At 35.4% G+C, this 22,921-nt stretch carries 18 protein-coding genes; 17 read left to right on the top strand and 1 reads right to left on the bottom strand.

Features of this window, described 5'->3' with window-relative positions:
* Positions 1-36 precede the first annotated feature (36 nt).
* From coaBC to QM017_RS05250, 9 genes are all read left to right on the top strand, one after another.
* Complete coding sequence (gene coaBC / locus QM017_RS05290) at positions 37-1,263, top strand: bifunctional phosphopantothenoylcysteine decarboxylase/phosphopantothenate--cysteine ligase CoaBC (RefSeq protein WP_282709073.1); 1,227 nt, start codon at positions 37-39, stop codon at positions 1,261-1,263.
* On the top strand, positions 1,242-3,656 hold the full coding sequence (priA, locus tag QM017_RS05285) for a primosomal protein N' (RefSeq protein WP_282709566.1): 2,415 nt from the start codon (positions 1,242-1,244) through the stop codon (positions 3,654-3,656). Before coaBC ends, priA begins: the two co-directional genes overlap by 22 nt.
* Positions 3,657-3,674: 18 nt before the next feature.
* Positions 3,675-4,631 carry a methionyl-tRNA formyltransferase gene (fmt, locus tag QM017_RS05280; protein ID WP_178196508.1) on the top strand — a complete coding sequence of 319 codons (957 nt, stop codon included), beginning with the start codon at positions 3,675-3,677 and terminating at the stop codon, positions 4,629-4,631.
* On the top strand, positions 4,621-5,958 hold the full coding sequence (rsmB, locus tag QM017_RS05275) for a 16S rRNA (cytosine(967)-C(5))-methyltransferase RsmB (protein WP_178196510.1): 1,338 nt from the start codon (positions 4,621-4,623) through the stop codon (positions 5,956-5,958). The genes fmt and rsmB overlap by 11 nt, the downstream gene beginning before the upstream one ends.
* A gap of 9 nt (positions 5,959-5,967) precedes the next feature.
* Complete coding sequence (locus tag QM017_RS05270) at positions 5,968-6,711, top strand: Stp1/IreP family PP2C-type Ser/Thr phosphatase (protein ID WP_178196634.1); 744 nt, start codon at positions 5,968-5,970, stop codon at positions 6,709-6,711.
* Entirely contained in the window at positions 6,708-8,705 is a 1,998-nt protein-coding gene (gene pknB / locus QM017_RS05265; protein WP_282709072.1) for a Stk1 family PASTA domain-containing Ser/Thr kinase, read from the top strand. The genes QM017_RS05270 and pknB overlap by 4 nt, the downstream gene beginning before the upstream one ends.
* A gap of 243 nt (positions 8,706-8,948) precedes the next feature.
* On the top strand, positions 8,949-9,833 hold the full coding sequence (rsgA, locus tag QM017_RS05260; RefSeq protein ID WP_282709071.1) for a ribosome small subunit-dependent GTPase A: 885 nt from the start codon (positions 8,949-8,951) through the stop codon (positions 9,831-9,833).
* Between the two features lie 15 nt (positions 9,834-9,848).
* Positions 9,849-10,502 (top strand): ribulose-phosphate 3-epimerase, encoded by a 654-nt coding sequence (gene rpe / locus QM017_RS05255; RefSeq protein WP_178196513.1) that lies wholly within the window; start codon positions 9,849-9,851, stop codon positions 10,500-10,502.
* Positions 10,489-11,145: a thiamine diphosphokinase gene (locus tag QM017_RS05250; RefSeq protein ID WP_282709070.1), complete on the top strand. Its 657-nt coding sequence runs from the start codon at positions 10,489-10,491 to the stop codon at positions 11,143-11,145. Before rpe ends, QM017_RS05250 begins: the two co-directional genes overlap by 14 nt.
* A 79-nt stretch (positions 11,146-11,224) precedes the next feature.
* On the opposite strand, the gene rpmB is transcribed toward QM017_RS05250, so the two are convergent.
* A complete protein-coding gene (rpmB, locus tag QM017_RS05245) occupies positions 11,225-11,410 on the bottom strand; it encodes a 50S ribosomal protein L28 (RefSeq protein WP_178196517.1) in 186 nt (61 codons plus the stop codon).
* 341 nt (positions 11,411-11,751) lie between these two features.
* On the opposite strand from rpmB, the gene QM017_RS05240 reads away from it, so the two are divergent.
* From QM017_RS05240 to ftsY, 8 genes are all read left to right on the top strand, one after another.
* Positions 11,752-12,114, top strand: a complete 363-nt coding sequence (locus QM017_RS05240; protein WP_178196519.1) for an Asp23/Gls24 family envelope stress response protein — start codon at positions 11,752-11,754, stop codon at positions 12,112-12,114.
* Between the two features lie 27 nt (positions 12,115-12,141).
* Positions 12,142-13,824, top strand: a complete 1,683-nt coding sequence (locus QM017_RS05235) for a DAK2 domain-containing protein (protein ID WP_178196521.1) — start codon at positions 12,142-12,144, stop codon at positions 13,822-13,824.
* 59 nt (positions 13,825-13,883) lie between these two features.
* Positions 13,884-15,923, top strand: a complete 2,040-nt coding sequence (recG, locus tag QM017_RS05230; protein WP_282709069.1) for an ATP-dependent DNA helicase RecG — start codon at positions 13,884-13,886, stop codon at positions 15,921-15,923.
* A gap of 14 nt (positions 15,924-15,937) precedes the next feature.
* The gene (gene plsX, locus QM017_RS05225; protein ID WP_282709565.1) at positions 15,938-16,951 is read left to right on the top strand and encodes a phosphate acyltransferase PlsX; all 1,014 of its coding nucleotides are present in this window, start codon (positions 15,938-15,940) and stop codon (positions 16,949-16,951) included.
* Between the two features lie 65 nt (positions 16,952-17,016).
* Complete coding sequence (gene acpP, locus QM017_RS05220) at positions 17,017-17,256, top strand: acyl carrier protein (RefSeq protein WP_178196525.1); 240 nt, start codon at positions 17,017-17,019, stop codon at positions 17,254-17,256.
* Between the two features lie 78 nt (positions 17,257-17,334).
* A complete protein-coding gene (gene rnc / locus QM017_RS05215) occupies positions 17,335-18,027 on the top strand; it encodes a ribonuclease III (RefSeq protein ID WP_282709068.1) in 693 nt (230 codons plus the stop codon).
* Between the two features lie 38 nt (positions 18,028-18,065).
* Complete coding sequence (gene smc, locus QM017_RS05210; protein ID WP_282709067.1) at positions 18,066-21,611, top strand: chromosome segregation protein SMC; 3,546 nt, start codon at positions 18,066-18,068, stop codon at positions 21,609-21,611.
* Positions 21,612-21,665: 54 nt separating this feature from the next.
* The gene (gene ftsY / locus QM017_RS05205; RefSeq protein ID WP_282709066.1) at positions 21,666-22,916 is read left to right on the top strand and encodes a signal recognition particle-docking protein FtsY; all 1,251 of its coding nucleotides are present in this window, start codon (positions 21,666-21,668) and stop codon (positions 22,914-22,916) included.
* Positions 22,917-22,921 lie beyond the last annotated feature (5 nt).

Raw genomic sequence — 22,921 nt, 5'->3', positions numbered from 1 at the left:
ATATAAACGATGATTATCGTTTTGGGAGGAAAACTTGTGGAAAATAAAAATGTTGCAATCTATTTAACAGGTGGAATTGCTTGCTATAAAGCGGTTAATGTCGTCAGAGAATTTGTTAAAGCCAAAGCAAATGTTAAAGTTGCAATGACGGCTAGTGCACAAAAAATGATTACACCGTTAACGCTAGCAGCTTTGAGTCAAAATCCAGTTTATACCGATTTTGAGATGCCTGGGCAAACTGATTTTGTGCCACATATAAGTTTAGCAGACTGGAGTGATTTAGCAGTAGTTGTTCCTGCTAGCGCTAATATAATTGCCAAAATGGCAAATGGATTGGCAGATGATTTTGTCAGCACTGCATTGCTAGCAACGGCAGCCCCTAAGTTTGTGATTCCTGCAATGAATGATAAGATGTTATCTAATCCGGCAACTAGTAGAAATATAGCTGTTCTCAAAGATGATGGGGTAAAAATCATGGAACCAGCATATGGTTTTTTGGCAGAAGGATATGATGGAAAAGGTCGGATGCCACAGCCTGAGGAGATTTTTTCATGGATTAGTCAACAAATGGCAGTTAAACAAGATTTGAAAGGATTAAAAGTAGTTGTTTCGGCAGCTGGTACAATTGAAAAAATAGATCCGGTTAGATATTTAACAAATTTTTCTAGTGGTAAGATGGGGTACGCTTTAGCAGAAGTTGCTAAAAGACGTGGAGCAGAGGTTGTCTTAGTTTCTGGACCAAGTAACTTACAAGTTCCTGTAGGTATCAAATATCATGCGATTAAGAATACTACGCAAATGCAAAATATTATGCAAGCTGAATTTGTTGATGCTGATATTGCAATCATGGCAGCGGCTGTGTCAGATTATCGTGTAAAAGAACCAGCAACAGAAAAAATTAAAAAAGATACGCCAACCTTAACATTAGAATTGGTGAAAAATCCGGATATTTTAAAGAAGCTTGGCCAACAAAAAAAGAGCCAATTTTTGGTAGGATTTGCAGCGGAAACGCAAGATGTATTGGCTAATGGTGGAAAGAAGCTCATAGCTAAAAATTTAGATATGTTAGTGGCAAATGATGTTGCACGTACAGATATTGGATTTGGGACGAAAGATAATGAAGTAACTTTATTAACCCCAAAGCGTCAGCCTAAACCGTTACCCAAGGCTTCTAAAAGGCAAATAGCAGAATGGATTTTTGATGAAATTATAGCATTGAGACAAGAAAGAGGCGAAAAATTATCGAACGCTATGCCCAAGTAATTGTTGATGTCCCTAGCAGACAGACAAATCAAGCATATACATACGCAATTCCGTCAACGCTTCAAACTAAGATAGCTGAGGGAATGCGTGTAGTTGTTCCATTTGGTAAACGCCAAATTCAAGGTTTTGTTGTGGGACTAACAAAAGAAAATCCAGATAACGTAAAGCTAAAAGAAATTGAAGGGCTTCAAGACTTGCAGCCCGTATTGGGACCTGAATTCTTACAGTTAGCTCAATGGATGAGTCAACAAACTTTTGCTTTTATGATTAGCTGTTTACAAGTAATGTTGCCTAATGCATTACGTGCTAGTTATCAAAAAAGTGTGCGTCGTTTGACTAATAATGCTTTTGATACAGAAATTGAACAATTTTTTGGAAAGCAACAAGAAGTTTTTTTAACTAATGACTTAGATGATAAATTATTTTCTAAATTAGAAGTACTAATTAAGCAACAACAAATAGAAGTAGTTTATCATGTTAAAGATAAAGTTAAGGCTAAATATCAACAGGTGATTTATCCAACTTTAAGCGATAAACAATATCAAGAATTATTGCAAAAAATCCCTAAAAACGCCAAGCGCCAGCAGCGTTTATTGAATTGTTTATTACAGCTAGCTAAAAAAGGTGAAAATGGTTTGCAAAAAGATTTAGCAAATATTTTTGAGTTAGACAATCAAGATTTTAAAATAGCTTTACAAAAGGGTTGGTTGACACGCCAAAAAATTGAACATTATCGTGATCCCTATCAAAAAGAGATTCAATCTTCGCAACCATTGTGTTTAAATTCCGAGCAAGCCATAGCTTTAGAAAAAATAACGCACGATATAATTGCTAAAAAAGCAACGACTTTTTTATTGCAAGGTGTTACAGGAAGTGGCAAGACTGAGGTTTATTTGCAAAGCATCGCGCAAGCTTTGAAGTTAAATAAAACCGCTTTGATGTTAGTGCCAGAAATTTCGTTAACGCCACAGATGGTAAGAAGAGTAAAGAGTCGGTTTGGACAAGATGTTGCGGTGTTGCACAGTGGTTTATCTGATGGCGAAAAATATGATGAATGGCGTAGGATTAAGCGCAAGGAAGCTAAAGTGGTTGTAGGAGCACGCTCAGCGGTTTTTGCACCTTTAGAAGATTTAGGCTTAATCATAATGGATGAAGAACATGAAAGTAGCTATAAGCAAGAAGATATGCCTCGTTACCATACGCGTGATGTGGCTTTGTGGCGTTCTAAATATCAACAATGTCCATTGGTGCTGGGAAGTGCGACTCCTAGCCTTGAATCACGTGCCCGTGCTCAAAAAGGTGTCTATTGTTGGTTGCGCTTGAATCAACGTGCCAACGGCCAAACATTACCTGAAGTCAAATTGATTGATATGCGTAAAGTTGCTAAATATGCACCTACACCCGATATTTCTCAAGAATTACTAGAAGCGTTAAAAGATAGGATATCTAAAAAGGAACAAGCTGTATTATTATTAAATAGACGAGGGCATTCTGTTTTTGCAATGTGTCATGATTGTGGTTTAGTTTTACGTTGTCCTAATTGTGATATTTCATTGACGTATCATCTGGATACAAATAGTTTACGTTGCCATTATTGTGGCCATGAGCAGGCCTTTTTAAAAACTTGTCCAAGTTGTCAAGGGAAAAAGATTAGGTGTTATGGCACAGGGACTCAAAAAATAGAACAAGAATTGCAAAAATTGTTACCTAATGCTAATATTTTACGGATGGATGTTGATACTACAAGGAAAAAAGGTGCTCATGAACAATTATTAGAAGAATTTAGTGCAAAAAAAGCAGATATTTTATTGGGTACACAAATGATTGCTAAGGGATTAGATTTTCCTGATGTTACTTTGGTAGGAGTATTAAATGCTGATACAACTTTAGCGTTTCCGGATTTTAGAGCAAATGAAAAGACTTTTCAATTATTGACACAAGTTAGTGGACGTGCTGGACGAGCAACTAAAAAAGGAGAAGTTTTGATTCAAACCTTCAATCCACAAAATTACGCAATTTCATTGGCTAAAACACAAAATTATGAAAGATTTTTTGCACTTGAGATGAACATGCGTCATCGTGGAGGATATCCGCCATATTATTATACAATTAAAATAACTGCTAGTGATAAAGATGAAGCAACGGTAGCACGCGAGCTATATCGTTTAAAGAATGAATTGCAATCATATTTAAGTTCTAGTGCAAAAATTTTAGGACCAACACCTAAGCCAATTACACGTATTAATAATCGTTATTATTATCAAATAGTGATTAAGTATAAAAATGAACCACAATTAGAAAATTATTTACAAGAGTTGTTGATTGCTAGTCAAGGAAAACAACGCCAAGGATTACAATTAACTATTGATCGTAATCCTTTGAATTTTATTTGATTTAAGGGAAGTGAACTAATGAAATCAGTTATATTTATGGGAACGCCACAATTTGCGGCACCTATTTTGGAAGGAATCATTGCACAAGGTTATGAGGTTAAAGCCGTTGTTACTCAGCCAGATAGAAGAGTTGGAAGAAAAAAAGTTTTAACGGCTTCTCCGGTAAAGCAAGTTGCTTTAAAACATGAAATTAAGGTGTTACAACCAGAAAAATTAAGTGGTAGTCAAGAGATGGCTGAAATCATTGCTTTACAACCAGATTTTATTATTACAGCAGCATTTGGCCAATTTTTACCAACTCAAGTATTAAATGCAGCTCAAATAGCTGCAATTAATGTTCATGGTTCGCTCTTACCTAAGTATCGTGGTGGAGCACCGGTTCAATATGCTATTATGAATGGTGATCAACAAACAGGTGTTACTATCATGTACATGGTAAAACAAATGGATGCTGGCGATATTATTTCTCAAGAAGTATTGCCAATAACAAAAGATGATGATACAGGGAGTATCTTTGCTAAGATGAGTATCGTTGGGCGTGACTTGTTATTAAAAACCTTACCTAAATTGATAGATCAAACAGTTACACCCATTAAGCAAAATGAACAAGAAGTTGTCTTTTCGCCAACAATTAAGCCGCATGAAGAAGTTTTGCACTTGACACAAACAGCGCAACAAATCGATTGGCAAGTACGGGCGTTACGGCCAGCTCCAGGTGCTTATTTTGCACAAATGAATCAAAAGCGTACTAAAATATGGGATGTTGAACCTTTAGTACAACAAACGGATAAACCAGCAGGAACAGTAGTCGGTATAAGTAAACACGAACTAAAAATTGCTGCGGCTCAAGGAACTGTTTATTGTATTAAAGAATTGCAACCAGCTGGTAAGCCACGTCTAAAAATTAGCGATTATTTAAATGGTGTTGGTCAAGGGATAAAATTAGGACAGGTAATTATTACAGATGACAAATAACATAAAACAAACACCACGTTTTTTGGCAATAGAGTTATTAACGCGTATTGAAAAACAAGGAACGTATTCTAATTTAGGTTTAAATCAGATTTTACAACAAAAAAATTTAACTAAAAAAGATGCTAATTTATTAACAACATTGGTTTATGGTGTTTTGCAGCATAAACTAACGTTAGAATATTGGTTAACTCCTTTTATTGCTAAGCCACAAAAACTAGAACCTTGGGTAAAACAACTATTATTGAGTGCTTTGTATCAGATGGAATTCTTAGATAAGATTCCTAAACGGGCTATATTCAATGAAACAATTGAAATAGCAAAGGTTAAAGGACATGGTGGGATTCGCAAATTGGTTACAGGTATCTTACATGCTATTGATCGGCAAGGGTTACCAAGTTTTGATAAATTAGCGGTTAAACAACGACTAAGCATTGAAACAAGTACACCTTTATGGCTTGTTGAAGAGCTCTGGCAAGAAGTAGGACAAGAAAAAACTACTAAAATTTTGCTAAGTATTAATCAAAATCCACTGCAAAGTGTCAGATTAAATGCTAATCATGCTAAAAAAGAAATTTTAGTACAATTAGATAAGGATAATTTAAGTTGGCAAGAAAGTCCGGTTACCCCACAAGCATTAAGAATAAAAGGTGGTTTTGCTCCTCAAAGTGAAGCTTTTAAACAAGGACTTATTACTGTTCAAGATGAAAGTGCAATGTTAGCGGTCGAAGCATTAGAAGTTAAGCCTAATGATATAGTACTAGATGCGTGTGCGGCTCCAGGAGGAAAAACTATCCAAATTGCGACTCAATTGATAGATGGCTATGTCGTTGCGTTAGACATCCATCAACACAAGGTAGGTTTGATTGAACAAAATGCACGTAGACAAGGGGTATCAAATAAAGTTAAAGGACTAAAATTAGATGCACGTCAGAGCAATCAATATTTTCAAGCAAATAAATTTGATAAGATTTTAGTCGATGCACCATGTTCAGGTTTGGGGTTGTTAAGACGCAAACCTGAAATAAAATATGCTAAAAGTTTAGCAGATTCGCAAAATTTACATCGTATCCAAGTTGAAATTTTACTAGCAGTTGCAGATACATTAAAGCCTGGTGGAACATTAACTTACAGTACATGTACGATTTTGAATACGGAAAATCAATCCGTTGTGACAGAATTTTTAACGCAACGCCCAGATTTTGAACAAATTAAGACGAAAACACGGTATAATCTGAAACAAGAGCGTACGCAATTAGGATTGACTATTTATCCAGATGATTATATGACTGATGGTTTCTTTATTGCGACTTTGCGCAAGCGGAAATGAGGTGTAATGGTGGAATTTGTATATCAAAGTGATATTGGTCAAAAGCGAACCAAAAATGAGGACAGTTGTGGTTATTTTATCAATCAAAAAGGTTTGGCCTTGGCACTTGTTGCTGATGGTTTAGGAGCTTATCAAGCTGGAGAAATTGCATCTAAAAATGCGGTTAGTCATCTAGGTGAGAAATTTGAAAAGACTGACTTTGAAACGACGAGTCAAGCGACAGTTTGGTTAGAAAAACAAACAGAAATCGAGAATCAAGATCTTTTGTTACAAGCAAGCCAAAATCAAGATTTGACAGGAATGGCAACAACTTTAGTGGGAGCTTTAATTTTGCCAGATGAAATTATCGTGGCTAATTTAGGTGATAGTCGTTGCTACTTGTTGCGGGATAATCAAATTACGCAATTGACGGAAGATCATTCTTTTGTAAATGAGTTAGTTAAACGAGGTGAAATCAGTAAAGAAGAAGCCAAGACACATCCTAATAAAAATTTAATTATGCGTACGTTAGGTGTTGATGAAAAGGCGCATTTAGATATTAAGTTTCTAGAAGGTCAAGCTCAAGACATTTTATTGTTGTGTACTGATGGCTTGACTAATATGGTTGATGATCAAGAAATTTCCACCATTTTAAGTTCTGATACTCCATTAGAAGCTAAAGCAAAGGAATTAGTTAGACAAGCAAATCAAGCTGGGGGATTGGATAATATTACGGTGTTGCTTTGTAGATTAGACAAGGAGGTTACTGCGTGAGAGAAGGATATATTCTAAATGGACGATATCAAATCATAAGAAGTTTAGGCGAAGGCGGAATGGCCAATGTCTATGAAGCACGAGATTTGATTTTGCAGCGTAATGTAGCAGTTAAATTGTTACGATTAGATTTAAGCGATGATCAAGCAGCAATTCGGCGTTTCCAAGGTGAAGCAATGTCGCTTGTCGAATTAACTAACCCTCACATTGTTAGCATCTATGATATTGGCGAGGAAAATAGCTTACAATATCTGGTAATGGAATATGTCAAAGGGATGAATCTTAAAGAATATATCGAACAATGTAGTCCTATCCCATATCAACGTGTCATTGAAATCATGGAACAGATTTTAAATGCTGTCAGTGAAGCACATGCCAATGGAATTATTCATCGTGATTTAAAACCTCAAAATATTTTGTTAGATGAGCAAGGAAATGTTAAGATAACAGATTTTGGTATCGCAATTGCAGCTGCTCAATCGACTATTACAAAGACTAATACAATGCTAGGATCTGTGCATTATATTTCGCCTGAACAAGCCAGAGGAAGCATCATAACGAGCCAATCTGATATTTATTCTTTAGGAATCATTTTGTTTGAACTATTGACAGGACATGTACCGTTTGAGGGACAAACAGCAGTTTCCATTGCATTAAAACATTATAATGCACAAATGCCTTCTGTACGTGAATTTGTTGCAGATATTCCACAACCTTTGGAAAATGTCGTTTTACATGCAACTGCTAAAAAGTTAACAGACCGTTATAAAAGTGCTGGTGAAATGGCAGTAGATTTACGAACTGCACTTCAACCTGATAGACAAAATGAGCCACGGTGGCAACCGCACAGTGAAGTTGATCAAGAAACACAAATTTTGCCAAGAATTGATCCTAAACAAATTGTTAACGAAAAGCCAACTACAACAATGGAAGATGAAGATGACAAGGTAAAACAAACAAGTAAAAAAGTCACAAAAAAAGTCAATGACAAAAAGTCTAAACCTAAGAAAAAATGGAGTAAAAAGAAGAAAATTGCATTTACTACGATTGGGTTGATATTATTAGCAATAATTTTGTTTATCGGATATGTACTATTTTCAACTCCACAAAATACGACTTTACCTGATGTTGCTGGTTTAACTGAGCAACAAGCTAAGCAAAAGTTGATGAAAGCTAAGCTAGAAATTGGAGAAATAACGTATACAAACGACGATAAAATTGCTAAAGACCATGTAATTAAGACAACGCCAAGTGCCAATACAGAAGTACGTGAAGGTGCAAGTATCGACATGGTAGTTTCAAGTGGACCACAAAAGCAAGCTTTTGGTGATTATCGCGGGCAAGTTTACGCAGATGTTAAAAGCCGACTTGAAAAACAAGGGGTAACGGTTCGTAAAAAAGAATCTTATTCTGATGAATATGCCAAAGACGAGATTATCGAACAAAGTGTTAAATCATCCAAAAAAGTGGTCTTATCATCTACTACGGTTACTTTTGTTGTAAGTAAAGGAAATGAAAGTTATTCGTTACGTGATTTGACTAACTACACTTTAAAGAGTGTACAAGATTATGCTAGTGATTTGGGATTAAAACTACAAATCAACAAAGAATACAATGATACGGTTGCAAATGATATGGTGATTACTCAACAACCAAGTGCTGGTTCTGATATTAGTGAAGGTGATACATTAACTGTTACAATTTCACAAGGTAAAGATCCAGCCAAAGAAGATCAAGATGATCAAGATTCTTATACAAGCTTTACAATTAGTGTTAATGTACCATTCCAACCAACTGCTAACCAAACAAGCAATAAGATACAAGTTTATATCGAAGATAAAGATCATAGCTTAAGTAACGTTTATCAAAGTTTTGATATTACTAATGATACATCGATAACAATTCCATTTGTTTTAGAAGGAAACAAAGCTGGTAAGTATAAAATCTATCGCGATGGACAGTTAGTAGCGCAAAATGATAATGTGAAAAACTAAATGCATACGAGACAGAATTTTGTCAAAAATTTTATTTTGAAAGTTTCAAGTGCAAAAGAAGCAAAATTAGTTTTAAAAATGTCAAAATTGTAATAAGTATAAAAAGAAAGTCTACGAAAAAACTTTTCATAGACTTTCTTTTTGTTTTTAAAGCCAATAGGCGATTACTTTTATATCAAATTAAAACTGGTAATATCAAAGAGAATTTAGTAAACTTAAAACGAAGAAGGGTAGGTAGATAATTTGGTAAAAGGACAAATTATGCAATCTTTAAGTGGTTACTATGATATTTTAGCGCAAGATGGTTTAGAGTATCGGACGCGGGCACGTGGTAATTTTCGCGCAAAAAAGCAAGCGCCTTTAGTTGGAGATTGGGTTGATTTTAAGGCACAAAACCAACAAGAAGGCTATATTTTAAAGATTTATCCACGTAAAAACACCTTGGTTAGGCCACCGGTTGCAAATGTAGACACCGCTTTAGTGGTTAGTGCATGTGTAGAACCAAATTTTTCTAGTAATTTGCTTGACCGACAATTGGTGATGTTAGCAATCAACGATATTGAGCCGATTCTTTGTTTTTCTAAAGCAGATTTATTAAATGCAAAGGAATTAAAAGAAATGCAAGCAATCATTGACTATTATCAAAAGTATTATGCTTGTTGTTTGACTACACAAGCCAATTTGGTAGATTTAGAGGAAATACTGGCTAAACGCCAAGATGAGGTCATGATTGTCATGGGACAAACAGGTGCGGGCAAATCAACGTTGCTAAATCGGATAAAACCAACATTACAATTAGAAACTGGCGAAATCTCTAAAGCCTTAAGTCGCGGAAAACATACGACAAGAAAGGTAACTTTGTTAAAGGTGGGAGATAATTTGATTGCAGATACCCCAGGTTTTTCATCTTTCGATATTTTAGAGATTCAAAAAGAGGAATTACCATTATATTATCCTGATTTTGTCGCGTATCAATCAGGATGCAAATTTAGAGGATGTTTGCATATTAATGAACCTAAATGTGCAGTAAAAGAGGCTGTTTTAGCAGGTGAAATTTTGCAAAGTAGATACGATAATTATTTACAATTTCAAGAAATGATTGCTAATAAAAGACCAAGATACAAGTAAAAGGAGTCGATATAAATGAAAATTGCACCATCAATTTTAAGTGCCGATTTTACTAATCTTCAAGCTGATGTAGCTAAAGTTCAACAAGCAGGAGCACGATATTTGCATATTGATATTATGGATGGTCACTTCGTTGATAATTTGTCATTTGGACCAATTGTTGTTAGTGCGTTAAGAGAACACTTTGATTTAGTTTTTGATTGTCATTTAATGGTGGATGAACCAGAAAAATATTTGGTGACGTTGGCAAATGCAGGCGCAGATATTATTGGAGTACACATTGAAGCAACAGCTCATATTCATCGAGTTTTAGGTAAAATTAAAGATTTAGGTAAAAAAGCAGAAGTTGTGATTAACCCAGGAACACCTGTGAGTGTTCTTAGTGAAGTCTTACCACTTGTTGATCAAGTTTTAGTTATGACAGTTGATCCTGGTTTTGGTGGTCAAAAATTTTTAGAGTCAACCTTAACTAAAGTTAGTGAGCTTGCCAAGATAAGAAAAGAAAAAGGCTTAAACTTTGATATTGAAGTTGATGGCGGTATTAATGAGCAAACGGCACCTAAAGCTTTAAATGCAGGGGCGGATGTTTTAGTTGCTGGCTCATATATTTTTGATGCAAAAGATCCAAAGCAAAGGATTCAAACACTTAAAAGTTATGAAAGAGATTAATTTATTAGTTGGAGGTCCCAAAAGAGACTGGCCAGTTGATTTTGAACACATCTTAGCTACTACTAAAGATGAAATTTGGGTTGGAGCAGACCTTGGTGCAGTTGAACTGGTTAAACATGGGATTAAACCAGCATTAGCTGTAGGTGATTTTGATACTGCAACTAAAGAACAATTGGATATGGTTTTAGCCAATAGTCAACAAAGTGTGGTTGATCCGCTCAAAGATGATATTACTGATACAGAAATGGCATTACGGTATAGCATTGCAAGTTTTAGTTTCAACCAAATTAATGTTTATGGAGCAACCGGTGCGAGATTAGATCAATTTTTGGCCAATCTTTTTTTGGTTTTAAAACCAGAATTTAAAGAGCATGCTCCTAAAATCGTGTTAAAAGATCGCTATAATGAAGTGCGCTTTTATTTACCAGGAAAGCATTGTATTACTAAAGTAGCTGAAATGAAATATTTAGCATTTGTTCCATTAACTAAGGTTCAAGCTTTAGCAATAAAAGATGCTAAATATACTCTAGAACCAACAAATTTTAATGTACCAAATTCATTATCTAGCAATGAATTTGTTAGTTCAAATGTTAATTTTAGTTTTGATAGTGGTGTAGTAGCGGTGATTCAAAGTAAAGATTAAAAAAGTATGGTTGTCTTATCGTGATAAGATTACTAAAAAAGCCAGACGGAAGATTTTCCGCCTGGCTTTTTTAACGTTATTAAACGCGAGTAACTTTACCAGATTTCAATGCACGTGTTGAAACCCAAACTTTTTTAGGCTTACCATCAACTAAGATGCGCACCTTTTGTAAATTTGGTTTCCATGTACGTTTTGTTTGGTTTAAAGCGTGGGAACGCTTATTACCAAAAGTTGTTTTACGACCTGTTACAAAATCTTTTGCCATTATTGTTATCCTCCCTTGCTTTCATATTCAAAGCAATTTCTCGCTTACTCACTAAATAAAATTATCATAGATAGTCTCTGATTGCAAGAATTTTCTGTAAAGTAAAATAACTTGGCAGCTTAAAAAGTTGATTTATCAAGGATTTATTTGCAGAATAATTAATTTTTTTAGGTTAGAAGAACAATCTAAAAGGGGAATTTATGATATAATCAAAATGGATAAAGTAAATCAGACAGACTTGTCATTTTGTGATAGTTGATTGAAAAAGTTGACTAGATGCGGTATAGTGAAAGAATATGAAATGACATGATTGTCTGTTAAAAGTAAGGAGGCTGTTTTTCATGGCTGTAAAAATTCAAAACCACATGGGTCGAATCGATATCAGTAATGATGTAATTGCAACAGTTGTTGGCGGAGCTGCAACCGAAATTTTTGGAATTGTCGGAATGGCTAGCAAAAACCAAATCAGAGATAACTTAAATGATATCTTAAAACGTGACAATTATGCCAAAGGAGTCGTTGTGCGCCAAGAAGATGAAGGTGTAGCAATCGATGTCTACATTATTGCAGGCTATGGTACTAAGATTTCAGAGGTTTGTCATAATGTCCAAGATAAAGTTAAATATAATCTAAAATCAATGCTTGGCGTAACGGCCAACTCTGTAAATGTTATTGTACAGGGTGTCAAAGTTATTGAGGATTAGGAGTATAGCCAAGGAGGATAAGGCAAGTTGAAAGTAGTAAAGATCACTGAAAAAGAATTTCGCAAGATGGTCTCAATCAGCTCGCAAAGATTAAATAATAATGCTGAATTTATCAATTCATTGAACGTTTTTCCTGTACCAGATGGAGATACGGGGACAAATATGAGTCTTTCCTTAGCTAGTGGAGCTAAGTATGTCGCTGAATCAACTTCAAGCAATGTTGGCGAATTAACGACAGCATTGGCTAAAGGATTGTTGATGGGAGCTCGTGGCAACTCAGGAGTTATCTTATCGCAAGTTTTCCGCGGTTTTAGCAAGAGCGCAGCCAAAAAAGCAGAATTGAGTGCTCAAGATTTGGCAGATGCGATTACCAGTGGAGTTGAGACAGCTTATAAAGCTGTTATGAAGCCAACTGAAGGAACGATTTTGACGGTGGCTCGTAAAGCCGCTGAAGCAGCACGTAAAACCGTTAAGAATACCGATGACTGTTTAGCAGTTATTGAAGCAGCCTATGAAGCTGCTAAAGTTGCCTTAGCAAGTACACCAGATTTATTGCCGGTTTTAAAAGAAGTTGGCGTGGTTGATTCTGGCGGTCAAGGATTGACATTTGTTTATGAAGGTTTTTATGATGCTTTGAGTGGTAAGCAACGTTTTGAAAACGAAACACATCAACCAACTGTCGTTGAAATGGATGAGATGGTTAATGCTCAACATCATAAGAGTGTGCAAAGTCAATTAAGCACAGAAGAAATTGAGTTTGGTTATTGTACAGAGATTATGATTCGTTTAGGTGCAGGACGTTTAGTGGATTCAACTTTTGAGTATGAGCCATTTAGAGAACACTTAGCAACATTAGGTGATTCATTATTAGTAATAGCCGATGATGAAGTTGTTAAAGTGCATGTTCATACGGAACATCCAGGCGAAGTTTTAGCTTATGGACAGCGTTTTGGCTCGTTAATCAAAGTTAAAGTTGATAATATGCGATTGCAACATGAAACAATCTTAGAAAAAGATGAACAACAAGTAGAAAACGAAGAAATTAAATTAAATGGCGATTATGCGGTAATTACGATTTCTTCTGGTGAAGGAATTGCTGATTTATTTAAGAGTCTAGGTGTATCATATGTTATCAGTGGCGGTCAAACCATGAATCCAAGTACGCAAGATATCTTAGATGCTATTAAATTGACCAAAGCTAAAAAAGCTATTGTTTTGCCTAATAACAAGAATATCTTTTTGGCAGCTCAACAAGCAGCGCAAGTCAGTGATGTTCCAGTAGCTGTTGTTCAAAGTAAGACAATCGCTCAAGGAATGGCGGCAATGTTGGCATTTTCTCCAGATATGAGCCTAGAAGAAAACCAAGAAGCTATGACAGAAGAAATGCAAGTTGTTAAGTCAGGTCAAGTGACAATTGCCGTGCGTGATACGACTCTTGATGGTAAAGAAATTAAGAAAGACGATTACATGGGAATTATCGATGGCAAGATTGAAGTAACTGCTAGTGAGCGTAAACAAGCTACGTGTGACATGGTTAAGCATATGTTAGATGAAGATAGTGAAATTGTAACGATTATTTATGGACAAGAAGCAAATGAAGCTGAAGCCAAAGAGATTCAAGAAGCTATCTTAGAATATGATGAAGATTTAGAAGTTGAAATTCATGAGGGAAATCAACCGGTATATCCATATTTAATTTCAGTTGAGTAATAATGAGCTGGTCGGTTCTTTGAGAAACGGCCGGCTTTTTTCATGAGAAAGGAGTCGCTATGGTAACTAAGACTTTAGCAGATCCAGTCAGCCTGCTTAAAGGAGTAGGACCTAAAAAAGTACAAATTTTAAATAAATTAGGTATTGACAATATTCAGGATTTGTTGACATATTACCCATTTCGCTATGATGATTTAATTGTTAAACAATTAAATGAAATTGCTGATCAAGAAAAGGTAGTTTTAAAAGGGATGATTATCACAGAACCTGTTTTAGCGCGTTTTGGTCGTTACAAAAGTCGGTTGACTTTTCGGATGCTGATTGAACACGATGTTATCATGGTGACTTTTTTTAATCAACCATATTTAAAAGAGCAGTTAATAAACGGTAATGAAATTGCAATTTATGGCAAATACGATATCAAAAGACAAAGTTTGACGGCTATTAAAATTTTAGGGCAACAACATTCGGATGATTTTGCAGGAGTGTATCGTGCAAATAAAGAAATTAAAGCCAATACAATCAAAAGTTTAGTAACAAATGCGTATGAGCAATATCAAGATGTGATTGAAGATGTAATTCCAGCTGATTTACAGCTTAAATATCGGTTGGAAAAAAGACAAAAAATGATTCATGATATGCATTTTCCTGCAAGTAAAAAAGATGCTGATAAGGCGCGTCGCTCAGCTATATTTGAGGAATTTTTTTGCTTTCAAGCGGCTATTCAGCAACTTAAGAAAAATGATCGTACACAAGCAGGGCAAACAATTAAATATGATTTAAAGAAGGTTAAAGAATTTATCAAAGCTTTGCCTTTTGAATTAACCAATGCACAAAAAAGAGTGGTTAATGAAATTTGTGCAGATTTATTGCGACCACATCAAATGAATCGATTATTACAAGGTGATGTAGGTTCAGGCAAAACAATTATTGCAGCAATTGCAATGTATGCAGCTGTAAGTGCTAATAAGCAAGCAGCTTTGATGGCTCCAACAGAAATTTTAGCACAACAACATGCACAAAAATTACAAGAGTTATTAGCTCCATTTGATGTCAATGTTTCTTTGTTAATTGGTTCAACCAAAACTGCTCATAGAAAAGAGTTGCTAAAACAATTAGAGTTAGGCAATGTTGACATAGTAATTGGGACACATGCATTAATTCAAAAAGATGTTATTTTTAAAGATTTAGCATTGGTGATCACAGATGAACAGCATCGTTTTGGAGTCAATCAACGCAAAATCTTGCGTACTAAAGGAAGTGTGCCAGATGTTTTAGCGATGACAGCTACGCCAATTCCACGTACCTTGGCTTTAACAACTTATGGAGAAATGGATGTTTCAATTATCGATGAACTACCTAATGGACGACAGCCTATTATGACTAACTGGTTAAAAAAACAACAGTTGAATGCGGCGTTAAATTTAATTAAAGAGCAGCTTCAAGCCAAGCATCAAGCTTATGTTGTTTCGCCGTTAATTGAAGAATCGGAACAAATGGATTTGCAAAACGCACAAGAGGTTTATCAAAAACTATGTGAATATTTCAGTCCTGATTTTAAAGTCGGCCTACTTCATGGTAAAATGAAAGGTGCAGACAAAGATGCTGTTATACAAGCTTTTAAAGACAAGGAATATGATGTTTTGGTTTCGACAACCGTCATTGAAGTTGGTGTTGATGTAGCTAATGCAACGGTGATGTTAATTTTAGATGCAGATCGATTTGGTTTAGCACAGTTACATCAATTACGTGGACGTGTTGGACGAGGGGCTAATCAATCGTATTGTATTTTACTAGCTGATCCTAAAAATGATTACGGTAAGCAAAGAATGCAAACGATGGTTCAAACAAACGATGGCTTTGTGATTGCACAAAAAGATTTGGAATTGAGAGGGCCAGGAGATGTTTTGGGGTCCAAGCAATCTGGTTTGCCAGAATTTAGAGTTGGAGATCCAATTGCGGACTTAAAGATTTTACAGATTGCACAACAAGAAGCGCATAAACTTATTAATGCGCCTGATTTTTTAATCAATCCTAAAAATGCTGGATTAATTCGTTATTTACGTGAATTTGATGGCTTGCAAGCAGGTTTTGATTGAGAAAGGAAGGGAAAATAGTGAAGATTGCGGTAGATGCAATGGGTGGAGATAATGCACCAGCTAGTGTGGTAGCAGGTGTTGAGTTAGCCCGAGATGAATTTAAAGATGTTGAGTTTTTATTGTTTGGAGATCAAGCAAAAATCAAAGAAGTGTTGAAAGATAGTCAACGAATCACTTTAATCCAATCAGATGAAGTGATTGATATGAACGATGAACCTGTTAAAGCTATTCGGACTAAAAAAACTTCATCGTTAGTGATGGCGGCTAATGCAGTTAAGCAAGGTCAAGCAGATGCATTGTTTTCATGTGGTAATACTGGTGCTTTATTAGCTTGTGGTTTGTTGATTGTAGGACGAATTAAAGGAATTGCACGACCAGGTTTATTATCGACACTTCCTGTTATTTCAGGAAAAAATGCGACATTTAATTTGCTTGATAGTGGTGCAAACGCTGATAGCAAGCCCGAACATTTATATCAATATGCTTTATTAGGAAAATACTATGCAGAAAGTGTACGTGGCTTAAAAAATCCACGCATTGGTTTATTAAATAATGGTACCGAACCACATAAAGGAAGTAAACTTACACTTGAAGCACATCAGTTGATTGCACAAGATGAAACGATTAATTTTGTTGGTAATGTCGAATCACGTGACTTGATGAATGGAGTTTGTGATGTTGTAATAGCCGATGGTTTTACTGGTAATGCGGTGTTAAAGGCAATTGAAGGTACGGCGTTAGCAGTAATGAAGCTTCTAAAAGAAAGTATTTTAAGTGCTGGGCTTAAAGGTAAAATAGGAGCTTTGCTTTTAAAACCAAGTTTGAGCAAGATTAAAAGTAAAATGGATCAGTCACAATATGGTGGGGCTGTTTTGTTAGGAGCTAAAGCACCAGTTGTTAAAGCTCATGGTTCTAGTGATGCTAAAACAGTATATTATACAGTTAAACAAATCAGAGAAATGATTAATGGACAAATGTTGCCTAATTTCCAAGAATATTTTGAAAAACAACAAGTCAAAAACGATTAGTTAAACTAGACAACAATGTAAGAAAATATTAGAATGTTTGTATTAAGAAGTGTGAGGGATGTTTCATGACAGAAAATGAGATTTTTGCAAAAATTGCCAATTTAATTGAAGAAAAGTTCAATGTTGCAGCAGACAGTGTTACCAACGAAACAAACTTCCAAGAAGATTTAAAAGCAGATTCGATTGATATTGTTGAATTTGTACTTGAATTGGAAGATATCTTTGGTTCAGAAATTTCTGATGAAGATGCAGAAAAGTTAACAACTGTCGGACAAGCAGTTGAATATATTGCAAATCATCAATAAAATTTGTAGCTGGCATGTTAAAGGCCGGCTTTTTTGTTATAATTAAGAGAATGCATACAAATTTAAGGAGAAAAAACTGTGTTAACCGGATTAAAAAATTACTTACTTACTGAATTTGAAATAGATTTTAAACGTGAAGACTTACTAGCTGAAGCATTTACGCATGCTTCATATGTTAACGAACATCCTAAAGATGGCCTTAAATATTATGAGCGAATTGAGTTTTTAGGCGATGCTGTTATGCAATTATGCGTTTCAGAATACTTATTTGCACGTTATCCAACCTTGCCTGAAGGGAAACTATCGCGTTTACGTGCTGCGATGGTATGTGAAGATAGTTTTAGTCGTTTTGCAAAGGAATGTCATTTTGATGAATATATTCTTTTAGGTAAAGGCGAAGAAAAGGCTAATGCGCGCCAACGTGCTTCTTTATTGTGTGATATTTTCGAAGCATTTATTGGAGCGTTATACTTAGATCAAGGTAAGGATTGTGTAGTTAAATTTATCTCAAAAGTTATTTTTCCTAAATTAGATATGGGATGGTTTGATCATTTGTTTGATCACAAGACTGAACTACAAGAATACTTACAACAAAATGGAGATTGTAAGATTCAATATCAAATGCTTTCACAAGAAGGGCCTGATAATGCTAAATTATACCGAATGGCCGTTTTTGCTAATGGACAAGAACTAGGTCAAGGAACTGGTTCAGCTAAAAAAGCCGCTGAACAAATGGCTGCTTTGGCTGCTTTAAAAAAATTACGTGGATAGAAAGGAGGTAGCCGTTTAATCGATAACGGTAAACAAAGGTGCAATTAAAATCATTAACGTTATATGGCTTTAAATCATTTGCAGATAAGACCAAAATTGAGTTTCGCCCTGGGATAACAGGTGTTGTAGGACCAAACGGTAGTGGTAAAAGTAACATTATTGAAGCGTTGCGTTGGGTTTTAGGTGAGCAATCAGCTAAAGGATTGCGTGGTGGAAAGATGTCTGATGTAATTTTTGTTGGAGCACAAAATCGATCACCTCTTAATCGAGCAGAAGTTGTCTTAGAGTTGGATAACAGTGATGGTTTTTTAAAAAACCAACCAGCAGATTTGATGATTACACGTAGAATCTATCGTGATGGTGAAAGTGAATTTTTGTTGAATCAAAAAAATGTTCGCTTACGGGATATTTTAGAGATGTTTATGGATACTGGCTTAGGAAAAGAATCTTTTTCTATTATCTCTCAAGGTAGGGTTGAAGCTATTTTTAATAGTAAGCCTCAAGAAAGACGTGCGCTGATTGAAGAAACTGCAGGGGTTTTGAAATATAAAAATGAAAAACAAAAGGCAACACAAGAATTAGCTGAGACAAGCGATCACTTGGATCGAGTTTCTGATATTATTACTGAATTATATCAACAAAAAGAACCTTTAGAACAACAAGCAAGTATTGCGCGTGATTACTTAGAGCAAAAAAAGCAACTAGATTATTATGATTTAAGCTATTTAGTTTTAGAAATAGAAGAAAAAAATCAACAAAAAGAACAACTACAAGTTCAGCTTAAGCAATTAGCAGCTATTTTGCAAAGGCAAGCTAGTCAAGCTAAAAAACAAGCTAAGCAAAGTCAAGAAATCGAGCAACAGCAACAAGATAATCAGCAAAAATTAGATGATTTGCAGGCTAAATTAATTGAAACAACTAAACAACAAGAACGTTTAGCAGGTCAGCATGATATGAGCTTGCAAGAACAAGAGTTTCAAGCAACTAGAACAAAAGAGCTAACAAACCAAATCACAACTAACGAGGAATTGTTAGCCGATTTAAGACAACAAGAAGCTAGTTTACAAGCAGAAGTTTTAACAGCTAAGCAAACCCAAGATGATTTAGCTGTTAAAATCGAAGAAATTAAGCAAACTAAGCAGGTACAACCAGAAGAATTAGAGCAACAAATTGCACAAATAAATCAAGAAATTGTAGAAATTTTACAACAACAAGCTAAGTTACAAAGTCAAACGCAATATTTGCAACAAGAACAACAGCGAGCAAGTCAACAACAAGATCAAACGGCTCAACAAACGGCAAGTTTACAGCAAGAGCTTTTGCAAAGCGAAAATTTATTAGCTAAGCAAAATGAAGAGTTGGCGTTAATCGATGAAAAAATAGCAACGAAAACATTGCAACAAGATGAGTTAAAAACTAAACAAGACGAATTAAAAAGATTAAAGGCACAACAAACCAAAAGTTGGTATCAAGCAAGTGAAATTTTACAGCGAGCTCGGACTAAACATGAGACACTTGAAAATATTGCAGAAAGCTATGATGGCTATTATCAAGGCGTTAAAGGGGTATTGCAGGCTAAACAACAGCTTCCTGGAATTGTAGATGCAGTTGTGAAATTGTTAGATGTACCTGGAGACTATGCTAAAGCTATCGAAACAGCTTTAGGAACACAGTTACAAAATATTGTTACAAAAGATGAAAATGCGGCAAAACAAGCGATTGCTTACTTAAACAAACAACGTTTAGGGCGTGCGACATTTTTACCACAAAATACGGTTAAACCGCGTTTTTTAAGTGCTCAACAGCAAGAAATAGTTGCTAAACATCCAGGCGGATTAGGTGTTGGTGCTCAGTTAGTGAAAGTTTCTAAAGAAAATCAAAGAGTCCTTGAGTATTTGTTAGGAGCGACCGTCTTAGCTAAGGATTTAGATGCTGCTGTGCAAATTGCACGCCAACTTAATTATAGTGTTAAGATAGTAACGTTAGATGGAGATGTAGTAAATGCAGGTGGTGCTTTAAGCGGTGGTGCTAATAAGCAACAAAAATTAGGGTTGTTAGAGCAAAAGCAACAAGTTACTAAATTGGCTCAAGATATTGAAGTGATGCAACAAAAACTAACTACACTTGAACAGATGGGAACAAAAACTAATACTCGTTTACAACAAATTGAACAACAGCTAAAAGAAGTTGAAAAAACTTTGGCTGAATTAATGCATACTCGTAATCAAATCCAAAAGCAAGTTGATGTTTATCATTTACAAGTAAAACATCAACAAGAAAGATTTAATGAGTTACAAGAAACTATTCAAACTGCAAAACAGGCGACAAAAAATTTTGTAACACAAGAAAATGATCTAATTAGTCAAAAAGCCAAACTTTCACATAAATTACAGAAATTACAAGTTAAGCAAGCAACCAAGCAAGATTATCTAAAAAATGTGCAAGCACTAAAGCAAGATTATCTGGATGTTGTTTCACAAACAAAACAACAACAAGCAGTAGTAGCTGAACGTTTGCAAGCCAAACAATTACAGTTAAATGAGGTAAAAAATCAAAGTTTACGTGTATTAGAAGTTATTCAAAAAGCTCAGGTTAATTTGCGTCAATTACAAAATAACACAAAGCAAGATGAACAAACTGTTGAAGATTTACAACGCAAACAAGCTTTAATGGTAAAACAAGCCCAAGAGCTAACTGTGAAAATTACTAAGCTTCAAGAACAAAGACTTCAATTGAGTCAGGCAGCTAAAGAAGCTAAAGAACAATTGGATAGAGTAACACAGCTGCAACACACAACTTATGATCAACAAAGGAGTTTAAGTGTCAAAGAGGCTAAACAAACGACTTTATTAGATGGATATTTAAACGATTTAGCTCAAAAGTATGGTTTAACATTTGAAGCAGCAAAGCAACAAGAACGTGAAACGAATCGTCAAATAATTGAAAGAAAGTTGAAGTTGCTCAAGTTAGGAATCGAAGAGTTGGGCGAAGTTAACTTAGGAGCGATTAGTGAATATGAGCGTATAAGTCAACGCTATGACTTTTTAAGTCAACAACAAGCAGATTTGTTGGCTGCTAAGGAACAACTTTTACAAAGCATGAATGAAATGGATGAAGAAGTTAAACTAAGATTTAAACAAACCTTTGCTCAAGTTGCGGCTGCTTTTGCTCAGATCTTTCCTAAAATGTTTGGTGGAGGTCAAGCGTATTTGAGTTTGACTGAGCCTAATGATTTATTGAATACGGGAATTGAAATAACGGCACAACCACCGGGTAAAAAAGCCCAACAGCTTAGTTTGCTATCGGGAGGAGAACGCTCGCTAACAGCTATTACCTTATTATTTGCTATTTTAAAGGTGCGACCTGTTCCGTTTGTAGTTTTGGATGAAGCTGAAGCAGCATTAGATGATGCTAATGTAGCTCGCTATGCACGGTATTTGCGTCATTTTGATGATCAAACACAATTCATTGTGATTACCCATCGTAAAGGAACGATGATGAATGCAGATGTTTTATATGGCGTAACGATGCAAGAATCAGGCGTCTCACAAATGGTTTCTGTTGCATTGGATGATGTAATTTAGATGATGATTTGGTAAAATAAGCATATAGTTTAATCAGATGAAGGGAAGATATTAATGGGACTTTTTGATAAGTTGCGGCGTGCATTTAGCGCTCAACCAGAAGAAGAACTAAAAGTCAAACAAGAAGACGAAAAACAAGCTGAGCTACAAGAAAAAGAGGTTGAAGAAAACGAAACGCCTGTAGTTGATGAAGCTAGTGAAAAAGTAGAACTTGACTCAACTGAACCAAGTCAAGTAGTTGAAGATGAAACGATTGATCAATCAGTAAATGAAATAGCAGATGCTGAAAATAATTTACAAGCAGATAACCAAGAAATTGAAATTCAAAATGTAAATGAATTAAATAGCCAAGCAAATGTTGACGAAGCTAAACGCTATGATAAAGGTTTAGAAAAGTCACGCCAAGGCTTTGGAGCTAAGATTAATGCTTTATTGGCCAATTTCAGATCCGTTGATGAAGACTTTTTCGAAGAGTTAGAAGAAACTTTGATTGAAGCTGATGTGGGCTTTGAAACTGCAATGAATATTAGTGAACAATTACGTGCAGAAGTTAAGTTAAGAAATGCTAAGTCCAAGGCCGATGTTTCTGATGCAATTATCGAAAAGTTAGTTGATATGTATGAAGAAGAAGGACAAAATGAAGATAACAGTCTGCATTTTGCCAAACAAGGGCCAACAGTTATTTTATTTGTTGGTGTTAATGGTGTCGGCAAGACGACTACAATTGGTAAACTAGCTCATCGTTATAATATGCAAGGCAAAAAAGTTTTATTAGCAGCATGTGATACTTTTAGAGCAGGGGCTATTCAACAGTTGGCTAAATGGGGCGAAAGAGTCTCAGTAGAAGTTGTTCAAAAGCCAGAAAAAAGCGATCCAGCTGCTGTTGCCTTTGACGCTATCAAGAAGGCTAAAGCGGAAAATTACGATATCTTATTAGTTGATACTGCTGGACGTTTACAAAATAAAGTTAATTTAATGAATGAGTTAGCTAAGATTAAACGGATTTTGCAAAAAGAAATTCCAGATGCGCCACATGAAGTTTTATTGGCGCTTGATGCAACAACTGGTCAAAATGCATTGACACAAGCTAAACAATTTAAAGAAGTTACCGATGTAACGGGAATCGTGTTGACCAAACTTGATGGTACTGCACGTGGGGGAATTGTCTTGGCTATTCGTAATGAATTACACTTGCCGGTTAAATTAGTCGGGTTAGGTGAAGGAATGGATGATTTACGTGACTTTAATGCTGAAGACTTTGTTTATGGCTTGTTTAAGGGGTTAGTTACCCCTAAAAAAGATTAGGACGT

Origin of the sequence: Ligilactobacillus sp. Marseille-Q7487 (assembly GCF_949152225.1) — a bacterium.
Lineage (GTDB): Bacteria > Bacillota > Bacilli > Lactobacillales > Lactobacillaceae > Ligilactobacillus.
This window is presented reverse-complemented; position numbering and strand designations above follow the sequence as displayed.